Origin of the sequence: Nocardia sp. NPDC049526 (genome assembly GCF_044465765.1) — a bacterium.
In the GTDB taxonomy this organism is placed as follows: domain Bacteria; phylum Actinomycetota; class Actinomycetes; order Mycobacteriales; family Mycobacteriaceae; genus Nocardia.
The window spans coordinates 204436-216655 of the sequence record NZ_JBITMA010000012.1 but is presented as its reverse complement, the minus strand read 5'-3'; the positions used below and the strand labels follow the sequence as shown (position 1 = coordinate 216655).

Genomic DNA, 12220 nt, shown 5'->3' with positions numbered 1-12220 from the left:
ATGCCGAGCAGCACGAGCGCCAAATCGGCCAAGGCCGTCCGGGCCGCAGGGAAGGTCGCACCGTCGCGGAAGAAAGGCGGCGGCAAGGTTCCCATGGGCAAGGGCCCGTTGAAGAAGCGCCAGATCCCCTGGTTGGTCATCGGAGCCGCCTTGGTGATCATCGCATTGATCGGTGCGCTCGCGTTCAGCCTGGTGCCGAAGTATCGGGACAAGGCCGAACTCGAGAAATTCACGCCGAGTGCGCAGAAGAAGGATCCGTCGGATCAGATCGCCGGGGTGACCAAGAAGGACTACCCGGCGGGACTGCACGTCGCGGGAACTCAGCGCGTCGCGTACGACCAGACCCCGCCGTTCGGTGGTCCGCACGATCAGGTCTGGGCGAACTGCATGGGCGTGGTCTACAGCAAGCCGGTCCGGGTCGAGAACGCGGTGCATTCGCTCGAGCACGGTGCAGTGTGGATCGCCTACAACCCCGACAAGGTCGACGCGGCGGGCATCGACACGCTGAAGCAGAAGGTCGAAGGTAAGCCGTTCACGTTGATGTCGCCGTTCCCCGGACTGACCTCGGCGATATCGCTGCAGTCGTGGGGGCATCAGCTGAAGCTGGACAGCGCCGACGACAAGCGGGTCAACCAGTTCATCACAGCCTTGCGCGCGAACCAATACGCCTACCCCGAGGTGGGCGCGAGCTGCTCGAACCCCGCGTTCGACGCGAACAACCCGACGCCGTACGACCCGACGCCGCCCGGACCGGATGCGGTGCCGATGGACGGCAAGGGCCTGTCGCAGGACCAGACCGAACTCGGCGGCGCCTCGGGTGGTCTGCCCGGTATGCCGAGCATTCCGGGCGTGCCGAATATCCCCGGCGTGCCAACCGGAATTCCGACCCAGCCGACGGAAGGTCAGTAGATGCCCGTGGATACCGAAATCGAGCCGGACTTGGCGAACGATTCCACGGGTTTGGCCGCGCAGGCGCGGCGGCAGCGCACTCCGCTGCTGGTGCTCGGTGCGATCGGCATCCTGCTGATCGGCTTCGCGGTCGGCGTGCTGGCCCGGCTGCCGCTGGACGGCAATAGCGAACCCGATCCCGGCGCGGTCGATATCGGATTCAGCCAGGACATGTCGGCACACCACGCGCAGGCCATAGAAATGGCCGGTATCGCGCTCATCGGTTCCACCGACAACGATGTGCGCAGGCTGGCCTACGACATTCTGACCACCCAGCAGGAACAGATCGGCCGGATGCAGGGCTGGCTGCAGATGTGGGGTAAACCGAACCAGAATGTGGACGGATATATGGGCTGGATGACCGAACAGCCGGGCCATTCGCATTCCGGCGCTACCACCGACCACACAATGTCCGGCCCGTCGGCTTCCATGCCGGGCATGGCGACCACCGCGGAGGTGACCGCGCTACGCCAGGCCACCGGTCCCACACTGGACACGATGTTCCTGCAACTGATGCTGCGCCACCATCAGGGCGGACTCTCGATGACCGAATACGCCGCCCAGCACGCCGAAACCACCGCGGTGCGCACACTCGCGGCCGCCATGGCGACCACCCAGCAGGGCGAAGCACAACTCATAACCACCATGCTGACCGCCCGCAACGCGAAACCACTGCCGCAGAACTGATCCATCGTGTCGGGCCGGGACCCGAAACTCCCCGGCCCGACACACTTTTTGGCGGACGCCCCGCAATGCGATACGCTTGGCCCCGCCCGAACGGCCGCCGCCACCGGCACCGTTCGAAACCTATCCCGCCCTCGTAGCTCAGGGGATAGAGCGTCTGCCTCCGGAGCAGAAGGCCGCAGGTTCGAATCCTGCCGAGGGCACCGATGCAAAGGCTCTGACCAGTACATTCCGGTCAGAGCCTTTTTTCATGCCGCCAAGTCAGCTCGCATGGATGACATCCGATGACACGACTTCGTGTCTTTGCCGCATCCCGCGGGGCATCGTCTTGCGAATAGGCGTAGATCCTCGCTGTGACACTGGCATCAGCGTGCCTCAGCCATGCCGCAATCACCGCCGGCGATACCTCGGGGAGTCTGGGCGGTAGTGCTCGAATGTCGTGTCGGATTACGTCGCTGTGGTCGACGGCCAGGCTCGGTCGTCGATTGTGAGCCAGGGTTCGGTGGCTGCGGAAGTGGGGGGTGCGCCGGTGAATTCGCGGATGTCGCGGTGGAGGTGGGATTGGTCGGCGTAGCCGGTGTCTGCTGCTACTCGGGAGGGGGAGTGCCCTTGGACGAGGCGGTGGACGGCGTGGTCGAAGCGGACCAGTTTGGCGGCGCGTTTGGGGGTCAGGCCGATTTGGGTGCCGAAGCGTGACCACAGTCGTTGGCGGCTCCAGCCCAGCTCGGCGGCGAGGTGCTCGACGCGGAATCGGCCGTGGCTGAGCTTGATTTGGCGCCATGCCCAGGCGACCTCCGGGTCGACGCGGTGGTCGTGCCTGGACCGCGTGGACAGCGCGGCGTCGACCAGGGCGAATCGGTCGGCCCACCTCGGTGTCTCGTGCAGGCGCTCGCGCAGCCACACTGCCTCGCGACCCCAGAGCTCGTCCAGGCCGATGATGGTTGCGCCCAGGTCGCTGGGCGGGAGGCCGAGGATGGCCTGGGCGACAACCGGTTCCAGGCGGATCTGGACGCATTCGACGGCGTCGACGCGGACCGGAAGCGCGGTGCCGGCGAGGCCGAGGGTCAGGCTGCCCGAATGGCTGCGGCCCGTCGAGTCGCGGACCTCGAAGCTGCACTCGCCGAACTCGACGATCACTGTGACCGCCGGATGCGGAATGACACGCACCTGCTCCGGGCCGTCCCCGTGAACATGAAATCCGGCCATGTCGACGCCGCGCAGGGCGGGTGGCCGCGCCGGTCGCGCGATGTCCCAAGGCACACGTCGATTGTATGAGCAGCCGCGGACGCTGACATTTCTTCAATACGCGACCCGTTGTCGTGCCCGAACGTGGTGGCGTACCAACCAATCGAAGGAGGAACCGTGGACGAAACCACTGCCGCCGCAGGACCGAATCGGTGGCGGAATATCGGGCTGCTGATCGCCACCGTCCTGGTCGCCGTGCTCACCGGCAATACGACGGGCGCAGCGAACGCCGAGACCGACGGCTCGCACGAGCACATGGTGCACCTGCCGGGCGGAGACATCCACGTCGTCGCCGACGGAACACCCGGCGCTCGCGCGCTGGTGCTGCTGCACGGGCTCGGCGCATCGACCGCCTACTGGGATGCGGTGCTGCCCGCCTTGCGGGACCTGTACGTCGTGCGCATCGACCTGCTCGGCCACGGCAAGTCCGATAAACCCGACAGCGGCTACAGCACATCCGAACAGGCGAGCCGAGTCGGGGCCGTGCTCGACCAGCTGGGCGTGCGCCAGGCGGTCGTCGTCGGGCATTCCTCCGGCGGCTACGTGGCCACCTCGCTGGCCGAACAGCGCCACGGCCTGGTGTCGGCGATCATGCTGATCGACTCCGGACCGCGCCTGGACGCCGTCACCGACAACGGTCCGGTCGGTAACCTGCTGTTCGTTCCGGCGATCGGGCAGCCGCTGTGGCCGCTGCTCCCGGACGTCGTTCTCCGGCAAGCCATGAGCTCCGCGTTCACCCGGGACGTGCGGATCCCCGACCAGTTCGTCGCCGACCTGCGCGGCATGACCTACCGCAGTCTCACCGCGACCTCCACCGCGTCGGATGACTACCTGCGGGAACGGACCGAACCGGACCGGCTCACCGACCTCGGCGTGCCGGCCATGGTGCTCTACGGCGCTCAGGACAAGCGTTGGCAGCCGAACTCTTTCGAGGACTACCGCCGCGTCCCGGGCATTCGGATCGAGAGCCTCGACTGTGGCCACACGCCGATGGTCGAAGAGCCCGACAGCACCGGCGCACTCATCCGTGAGTTCGCCGGTCAGCACTGAATTACCGGCAGCCGCCCGGTCTTTCGCGGAACTCAGTTTTCGTAGTGCCCGTTGATCGACGGATGGTGGCTCGGCCGGATACATGATCAGATCTACGAAAACCGATACTGATCGGTGTCCGGTCGTGGTGGTCCGAGTTGCCGTAATCTCACACACAGTTGGGGTGAGCGGGAGGACGGGACGATGACATATCCACCGGGTGGGCAACCGCCGTTCGGAGAGCCGCCGCAGGGGCCGGGGCAGCAGCCGTATGGCTATCCGCAGCAGGGTGGGTCGGGATATCCGCAGCAGGGTGGTTATCCGCCGCCGGGTGGTCCGGGATATGGACCGCAGCAGGGGTATCCGCCGCCTGGCGGTTATCAGCAGCCGGGGTATCCGCCGCCGAAGAAGCGCAGGACCGGGCTGATCATCGGCCTGTTGGTACTGGTGCTCGTCATAGCGGGTGCGGTCGCCGCGGGCGTGGTGCTGACCGTGCAGGGCAAGACGCCGCTCGCCTCGGACGAGAAGAAGATCGAGGTGGCCATCCACGACTTCTACGACACGCTCGGGTCGCACGGGTTCGCCGCCGCGGCCGCCAAGACGTGCGCGGCCGACCGTGCCGAATTCGACACGCTGTCCGAGGAGCAGAGGAAGGAATTCGATACCGCCAAGGTCGAGGTCGATATCGACAAGATCGATGACATCGTCATCACTGGTGACCGTGCGACGGCCCGGATCACCGGCAAACTCACGCTGACCCTCCCGGGTGAGACCCCGGATACCGATACGGGCACCACCGAACACCTACGCAAGGAAGACGGGACGTGGAAGGTCTGCTCGGCGGAGTCGGGTAAGAACTGACGTAATCTCGTCGGATGAGCTGCTGCGGACCGTCGCGCCGGACCTTCCTCAGCGCCATCGGGCTGGCCACGCTCGCGAGCCTCGCGGACCCGGGTTCGGTTCGGGCCCAACCGAATCCGCTCTTCGCGACCGATCTGGAGGTCGTCACGGTCACCGATCGATCGGTGATTCTCACCTGGACGACGGTGGCCCCGGATCCGAGCGGCCGACTGCTGCCGGTCGACACGGACGCCGAAGTGCGCCTGGGTCCTGCCGATTCATCGCCGGCCACCTGTTATGCCGAGGACGAGCGCACCCCGTTCCACTATGCGGAGATCGACGGTCTCGAACCAGGCCGTCCCTACCGATTCGAGGCATGGTCGAACGGCGTCCGCGCTGTCCCCGCGCTCTCGCTGGCCACTCGCATTCCCGGAAGTCCGGAATCCAGCGGCGAATTCACCACCCTGACACCGCCGCCCGGCCGTCCGCTGCGCACCGTCGCACTCGCCAATGACGTGCACTACGGCGAGCAGGTCAGCGGCCTCGTCGTCGACAACCTGCCGCCGGGTTTCCGGCAGGAGCCCGGCCTGCCGCCCTACCCGGAGGTAATGCTCGCGGCCATGCTCGATGACCTGCGCCGCCCCGACCGCGCCGCCGACGTCCTGCTCATCGCGGGCGATCTCACCGCCGAGGCAAAGCCGGAGCAATCGCGCTCGGTTCGCAGGCACCTGGACGCCTGGGGCGCACAGGGCCGCGACTACCTCGCCGTGCGTGGCAATCACGACCGTCCGCACATGGGCTCGGAATATCAGAGCTGCATCCCCGCACCTGCGGATCGTTACGATTGCTGGGCAGAGCAATTCAATCCGCGCCAGCAATTGATCGGGCACGAGTTGGGCGGCCTGCGGCTGATCGGCCTGGACACCAGCGAACTCGACGGTTCGGGCGGCAGCATCGAACGCCCGCAATTCGACCGGCTCGGCGAGCTGCTTCGCGAAGATCCGGACCGCCCGACGCTGGTCTTCGGACATCACCCGGTGACCATCGAATCCGGTCTGACCAATACCGCCGGACCGGGTTTCGTCCTCAACCGCCCGGACAGCATCGAACTCCAGACGCTCTACGAGCGCGTCCCCGGCGTATTCCTGCAGCACAGTGGCCATACCCACCGCAACCGTCGCACCCGGCCCGACACCGGTGCCGCGGTGGAATTCCTCGAAGTCGCCGCGGTCAAGGAGTATCCGGGCGGCTACAGCCTGCTGCGCCTGTTCGAGGGCGGGTACATGATCAACTTCTATAAGACCCGCACCGCGGCCGCCCGCCGCTGGAGTGCGACCACCCGGGGCGAATACTTCGGCCTGCTGCCGGACTACACGCTCGGCACCTTCACCGACCGCAATCACGTTGTGCTGCGGGACTTCTCGGGCCTGTCCTGACCGGGCCGCCGTCGCAGCCGTACCGATACCGTCGCCCCAGTTCGGACGCGGTATCTTGCTTAGGTAAGCCTCATCATATGAAGTGGAACCTTGCACGTCGGAAGGACTCGAACATGTCGATCAGATGGAAAGCGATTTCCGCAGCGCTGGCTGTCGCTGTCGCGGCGCTCGGCGTGACGGCCTGTTCGAATTCCTCGGACGACAAGAACGAGATCACCGTCTACAACGCCCAGCACGAATCCCTGACCAAGGAATGGGTGGACGCGTTCACCAAGGAGACCGGCATCAAGGTCACGCTGCGTCAGGGCGGTGACACCGCACTCGGCAACCAGTTGGTCGCCGAGGGCGCGGCCTCCCCCGCCGATGTCTTCCTGACCGAGAACTCCCCCGCCATGGCGCTGGTGGAGAATGCCGGACTGTTCGCCGATGTCGATAAGAAGACGCTGGACCAGGTGCCCGCGCAGTTCCGCCCATCCACCGGGAAGTGGACCGGGATCGCCGCCCGCTCAACGGTTTTCGTCTATAACAAGGATAGGATCGCGGCCGACCAGCTGCCCGCGTCGCTGCTCGATCTGGCGCAGCCGCAGTGGAAGGGCCGCTGGGGCGCGGGCGTTTCCGGCGCCGACTTCCAGGCCATCGTGGCGGCGCTGCTCGCGCTCGAGGGCGAGGACGCCACCAAGGCATGGCTCAAGGGCATGAAGGACAACGCCACCGCATTCCCGAACAATGTCGCCACCATGAAGGCGGTCGACTCCGGTCAGCCCGACGGCGGCGTGATCTACCACTACTACTGGTACCGCGATCAGGCCAACACCAAGGAGAGCAGCGGCCACACCGCGCTGCACTACTTCAAGAACCAGGATCCGGGCGCCTTCGTCTCGGTTTCCGGTGGCGGCGTGCTGAAGTCGAGCAAAAAGCAGGAGTCGGCGCAGAAGTTCCTGGAGTTCATCACCTCCAAGGCCGGCCAGGAGATCCTGCGCGACGGCACCTCGTTGGAGTACCCGGTCGCCAGTGATGTCGCGGCCAATCCGGCACTGCCGTCGCTGGCCTCGTTGCAGGCGCCGGCCGTCGATCCGAGCAAGCTCGATGCCAAGAAGGTGACGGCGCTGATGACCGAGGCGGGTCTGCTCTAGTCATGGCCGTCCGGACCGCTGTCGCCGCACCCCGGGTCGGAAGACCCGGGCCACTCGTCACGACCGTCGCGCTGCTATTGGTGGCGGCGACGTTCGTGCCGCTCGGCTACATCGTGTCCACCGTCTTCTCCACCGGTCTGCACGAGGCGGCGGAATTGGTTTTCCGCCCGAGAGTCGGTGATCTGCTGCGCAATACGGTCGGGCTGGTGATCGTCACCGTCCCGATCTGTGTGGTGCTGGGAGTCGGACTGGCCTGGGTGGTGGAGCGGACGAATGTGCCGGGCGCGGCGTGGTGGGGGCCGGTATTCGCGGCACCACTCGCTGTGCCCGCATTCGTGAACAGCTACGGCTGGGTCAGCGTCTTCCCGACCATGCACGGGCTGTGGGCGGGTGTGGTGATCTCCACCATGTCGTATTTCCCGCTGGTGTATCTGCCCGCGGCGGCCACACTGCGCCGTCTCGATCCGGCAGTGGAGGAATCGGCGCGTGCGCTGGGTTCCGGTCCGGTCGCGGTCTTCAGCCGAATCGTCCTGCCGCAGTTGCGATTGGCGATTCTCGGCGGCGGACTGCTCATCTCGCTGCATCTGCTCGCCGAATACGGCGCATTCGTGATGATCCGGTTCGACACCTTCACGACCGCGATCTTCGAGCAGTATCAATCCAGTTTCGCCGGTCCGGCGGGCAGCATGCTGGCCGGTGTGCTGGTGCTGTGCTGTCTGGTGTTGCTCGCGGCCGAGGCGGGGGCACGCGGTAAGGCGCGTTACGCCAGGATCGGCAGCGGTGCGCCTCGGGCGGCTGCCCGGATTGCGTTGGGGCCCAGCATGATTCCGGTTCTGGTTGCTTTGGCCGCGGTGGTCGTCGGCTCGATCGGCGTGCCGCTGTGGACCATAGTGCGCTGGCTGCGCATCGGCGGTGCGCAGGTCTGGGATTACACCGAGATCGGCACGGCGCTCGGACAGACCATCGCCCTTGCGGCGATGGCCGCGCTGCTCACCACGCTGTGCGCATTCCCGGTGGCCTGGATTGCGGTGCGCTCGACATCGGCCTTCGCCCGAATGGTGGAGGGCGCCAATTACATTACGAGTTCGCTGCCGGGCATTGTGATCGCGCTGGCCATGGTGACGGTCACCATTCGGTGGGCGCCGCCGCTCTATCAGACGGTGACCATGGTCGTAGCCGCCTATGTGCTGATGTTTCTGCCGCGGGCGCTGGTCAGCGTGCGGGCCGGGCTGGCGCAGGTGCCGGTCGGGCTGGAGGAAGTGTCGCGCTCGCTCGGTCAGTCGGGGCCGATCACCTTCCTGCGTGTCACGCTGCGGTTGACCGCGCCCGCCGCGGCCTCCGCCGGTGCGCTGGTATTCGTTGCGGTGGCGACCGAATTGACCGCGACATTGCTGTTGGCGCCCAGCGGAACTCGCACACTGGCGATGCGATTCTGGTCGCTGTCGGGCGAATTGGACTACGCCGCGGCCGCGCCCTATGCACTCATCATGATCGTCGCGGCCGTGCCGGTGACGTATCTGCTGTTCACCCAATCCAGGAAGGCGGCCGGGTTATGAGTCGGCTTGTCGTGGCGGACGTTTCGAAGACATTCGGCCACCACCGGGTACTCGGCGGGATCGATCTCGAAGTGCCGAACGGCAGTTCGACCGCGGTGGTCGGCTCATCGGGGTGCGGAAAGACCACGCTCTTGCGGGTGATCGCCGGATTCGAGGCGCCGGATACGGGTTCGGTCGCGATCGGTACGGAAACCGTGACCCGCGACCGGTTTTCGGTGCCGCCGCAGCGGCGCAATGTCGGTTACGTCGCGCAGGACGGCGCGCTGTTCCCGCATCTGACCGTCGGTCAGAACATCGCCTACGGTCTGCACAACGGATTCTGCGGACGGCGGCGCGGTCGGAATCGGGTGAACGAGCTGCTGGAGATGGTCTCGCTCGATCCGTCCTACGCCGACCGGCGCCCCCATCAGCTCTCCGGCGGCCAGCAGCAGCGCGTGGCGCTCGCGCGTGCTCTTGCCCGCAAACCCGATGTGATGCTGCTGGACGAGCCGTTCAGCGCACTCGATGCCGGGCTACGAGCCACCACCAGGCAGGCCGTTGCCGAGACGCTGCGGGCGGCAGGCATGACCAGCATCTTGGTCACTCACGACCAGGAGGAAGCGCTCTGCTTCGCCGAACAGGTCGCGGTCATGCGCGAGGGGGTATTCACCCAGGTCGGCGCACCGGAAGAGGTCTACGCCGCGCCCACCGATCTGTTCACCGCCAAATTCCTCGGTGATTGTGTGCTGCTCGATGCGGTGGTCGACGGCGATGTGGCCAAATGCGCGCTCGGCCGGGTTCCGGTACAGAAGTCCGCGCCGACCGGGTCGACGACCATCATGATCCGTCCGGAACAGCTTGTAGCGCAGGTGGTTTCGGATAGCGAGGCGAGTAGTGGGATCGTGCACGATGTGGAGTTCCGCGGGGCGGATGTGATGCTGACCATCGCGCTCGACGGCGATGTCGATCCGGTGCGGGTACGCCGGGCCAGCGTTGCGGCGCCTACCGCGGGCGAGCGCGTCCGTCTGGAGGTGCTCGGCAACGCCGTGGCCTATGACGCGGCCTGAACCACGGACACCCGACCCGGCGGTGGCGTGTCACCGGGCCGGGCACCATGGCAGACCATTGCGAGCGACCAGCAAGCAGTCGCCGGCGAAGGCACCCTCATTTTTGGAGCGAGCGGCGGGAATTGAACCCGCGTAAACGGCTTTGCAGACCGTTGCCTCAACCACTCAGCCACGCCCGCCTCACAATGAATATTGCCGTCGCCGCATCGGAATGCCCACGTTTGCACTCAGTGTGATCCGAACTGATGACGCCCGAATCTCCGGAATGTGACTGCTGCGGCGCTCACCCATCGGGAGAAGATCCGGAGCGGCGGCGGAACGTGGAATGATCAAGACCATGTCGCGGCCACGTCCACTTCCGATTGATCCGATCGAGGAGGCCCATCGTCAATGGGTCGGCCACGGCTGGGGCGATTTCGCCGACGGAATGGCGACGGTGACCTCACTGGTTCGCGCCCAGCAAATCGTGATGGCTCGGGTGGACGAAGCCCTGAAACCGACCGGTCTGACATTCTCTCGCTATGAACTTCTCATGCTGCTTGCTTTCAGCAAGACGGGTGCACTGCCCATGGCGAAGGCCAGTGCGCGACTGCAAGTGCACCCGACCAGCGTGACGAATACCGTCGATCGACTCGAAGCAGCCGAGCTCGTCGAGCGGGTGCCGCACCCCAGCGATCGACGTGCCACTCTGATCGAAATCACCTCCGCCGGAAGGGAATTGGTCGCCGAGGCAACCAAGGAACTCAACGCGAAAGTCTTCTCGATTCCCGGCCTTCCGCCGGATCGGCTGCACACGCTGCTGCAGCTGCTCGCGGAATTTCGCCATGCCGCAGGGGACTTCGACACCGGCGATGAGCCGGCCCGATGGTCGGCGCACGAGCAGTAGCCAAAAACCCCAACCGGTCGGTCTTTACACTGCGCGGACGATCGCCCGGTAACGGTCTGGCATCCAACTAGCGAATTTCCCGCCCCGTCTTCTTGGCAGCAGAGGCGAAAGGGTCCACCATGGAATCCATGGTGCTGGTCTTGGGGGTATCGGCGGGCGCTGGTGGTGCCCGCGCGATGCTGACGCATTCCGATCAGCCGCATCTCCCCCCGATCGATCGATGCCAGGTGCCGCGTCGGGCGGGTGGTGGGGTCGAGGAACCGGTCTTCGAGGCGATCCGCCAGATGCGCGCGGCCGCCGACCGGCGCGACGAACTCATCACCGGAACCGCCGTGACCTGCCGCTGCCCGCTGCACGCCGACGTCATCCGCACCACCGCGGGCCGCACTCGGCTCACCATCGTCGACGAACCACTGGCCCAGCTGCGCTACCTGCGCTTCACCGGATGCCTGCCCACCACCGGCTCGGTCATCCTCTACGACCTCGGCAGCTCCGGCCTGACCATCACCCACGCCGACTGCCGCACCGACACCATCCTGTCCAGCAAACACAGCACGGTACTCGGCGGCGACGGCTACGACGCACTGCTGCGCTGGCAATTGGCCCGCGGCGGTGTACTCACCGACAAACTCACCAGCCGCAGGCATCGCGAAGAACTCAGCAGCGCTCGGGTAATCACCGCCATGGACACCAGTTCCGGCGGACGCGCCGTAGTCACCCGCAGCGACCTAGCCGAACTGTGCGCCGCGGGCATCCACCACTCCGCATCATTCGTCCGCCAACTGATCGAGGAAACCGGCATCCAACCGGAAGCTCTGATCTTGCTGGGCGGCTGCACCCGCAACCCCGATATCCGCGAAGAATTGTCCGAAATGATCGAACTCCCGGTCATCTACGACGAGGAGCCCGAATACGTTTCGGCCCGCGGGGCGGTATTGCTTGCCGCGGAACGTCCCAACGGCGATGTGCGCATGGCGCGCTTACGCAGCGGAGCGCTGACCGGTTCATTGGTGCCGACCACCACCGGCCGCCGCAAACTCATTGCCGCCGTTGCGGTTACGATCGCATTGGGCGCGACGATCGCCGGACTGCTCGCCATGGACCACAGTGCCGCTCAGCCACCCGGTGGTGTCAACGCGCCGACCCCCGTCGAAGTCGCGGGAATCCCAGTGACGTCCTTCAACTGAACCTGGTTGCGAGCGCCCTGGAGAATCTCCTCGGGCTGCGCCACGTCATAGCCTCCTACTCGCTGATCGCCTGCCGCTGACGGTCACGCATATCGCACAGAACGTGCAACCTGGGCGAGGTCGTGACCTGGAATGCGAGGACTGACGGCGCCTTTTAAGGAGTCAGCAAGGGGTTCTTAGGGGGCTCGACCGATTGTGGACGCAATCGATCGGATGGTCTTGGAGGTAGG

11 protein-coding genes and 2 tRNA genes are annotated in these 12220 nt (G+C 66.0%); 11 read left to right on the top strand and 2 right to left on the bottom strand.

Translation table 11 applies throughout. From position 1 onward, the window contains the following. From ACIBW7_RS32935 to ACIBW7_RS32925, 3 genes are all read left to right on the top strand, one after another. Nucleotides 1-909 (top strand): DUF3105 domain-containing protein, encoded by a 909-nt coding sequence (locus ACIBW7_RS32935; protein WP_397053186.1) that lies wholly within the window; start codon nucleotides 1-3, stop codon nucleotides 907-909. Continuing rightward, nucleotides 910-1635, top strand: a complete 726-nt coding sequence (locus ACIBW7_RS32930) for a DUF305 domain-containing protein (RefSeq protein WP_397053184.1) — start codon at nucleotides 910-912, stop codon at nucleotides 1633-1635. It begins immediately after the preceding gene. A 127-nt stretch (nucleotides 1636-1762) separates the two neighbouring features. Then, nucleotides 1763-1835, top strand: a tRNA-Arg gene (locus ACIBW7_RS32925). A 244-nt stretch (nucleotides 1836-2079) separates the two neighbouring features. Here ACIBW7_RS32925 and ACIBW7_RS32920 read toward each other — a convergent pair. Then, nucleotides 2080-2892, bottom strand: a complete 813-nt coding sequence (locus ACIBW7_RS32920) for a helix-turn-helix domain-containing protein (RefSeq protein ID WP_397053182.1) — start codon at nucleotides 2890-2892, stop codon at nucleotides 2080-2082. Between the two features lie 102 nt (nucleotides 2893-2994). Here ACIBW7_RS32920 and ACIBW7_RS32915 point away from each other — a divergent pair, with 102 nt between their 5' ends. From ACIBW7_RS32915 to ACIBW7_RS32890, 6 genes are all read left to right on the top strand, one after another. Further along, nucleotides 2995-3927: an alpha/beta fold hydrolase gene (locus ACIBW7_RS32915; RefSeq protein ID WP_397053180.1), complete on the top strand. Its 933-nt coding sequence runs from the start codon at nucleotides 2995-2997 to the stop codon at nucleotides 3925-3927. Between the two features lie 183 nt (nucleotides 3928-4110). Beyond that, nucleotides 4111-4767, top strand: coding sequence for a hypothetical protein (locus ACIBW7_RS32910; RefSeq protein ID WP_397053178.1), 657 nt, complete (start codon nucleotides 4111-4113; stop codon nucleotides 4765-4767). A gap of 14 nt (nucleotides 4768-4781) precedes the next feature. Continuing rightward, a complete protein-coding gene (locus ACIBW7_RS32905; protein WP_397053176.1) occupies nucleotides 4782-6182 on the top strand; it encodes a metallophosphoesterase in 1401 nt (466 codons plus the stop codon). Between the two features lie 113 nt (nucleotides 6183-6295). Continuing rightward, on the top strand, nucleotides 6296-7315 hold the full coding sequence (locus ACIBW7_RS32900) for an iron ABC transporter substrate-binding protein (RefSeq protein ID WP_397053174.1): 1020 nt from the start codon (nucleotides 6296-6298) through the stop codon (nucleotides 7313-7315). Nucleotides 7316-7317: 2 nt separating this feature from the next. Beyond that, nucleotides 7318-8871, top strand: coding sequence for an ABC transporter permease (locus ACIBW7_RS32895; RefSeq protein WP_397053172.1), 1554 nt, complete (start codon nucleotides 7318-7320; stop codon nucleotides 8869-8871). Then, nucleotides 8868-9917: an ABC transporter ATP-binding protein gene (locus ACIBW7_RS32890; RefSeq protein WP_397053169.1), complete on the top strand. Its 1050-nt coding sequence runs from the start codon at nucleotides 8868-8870 to the stop codon at nucleotides 9915-9917. Before ACIBW7_RS32895 ends, ACIBW7_RS32890 begins: the two co-directional genes overlap by 4 nt. A gap of 104 nt (nucleotides 9918-10021) precedes the next feature. On the opposite strand, the gene ACIBW7_RS32885 is transcribed toward ACIBW7_RS32890, so the two are convergent. Further along, a tRNA-Cys gene (locus ACIBW7_RS32885) sits at nucleotides 10022-10096 on the bottom strand. Between the two features lie 158 nt (nucleotides 10097-10254). Here ACIBW7_RS32885 and ACIBW7_RS32880 point away from each other — a divergent pair. Both ACIBW7_RS32880 and ACIBW7_RS32875 read left to right on the top strand, forming a co-directional pair. Continuing rightward, complete coding sequence (locus tag ACIBW7_RS32880) at nucleotides 10255-10803, top strand: MarR family winged helix-turn-helix transcriptional regulator (protein WP_397053237.1); 549 nt, start codon at nucleotides 10255-10257, stop codon at nucleotides 10801-10803. Between the two features lie 128 nt (nucleotides 10804-10931). After that, on the top strand, nucleotides 10932-11990 hold the full coding sequence (locus ACIBW7_RS32875) for an Hsp70 family protein (RefSeq protein ID WP_397053167.1): 1059 nt from the start codon (nucleotides 10932-10934) through the stop codon (nucleotides 11988-11990). The last annotated feature ends 230 nt before the right edge of the window (nucleotides 11991-12220 follow it).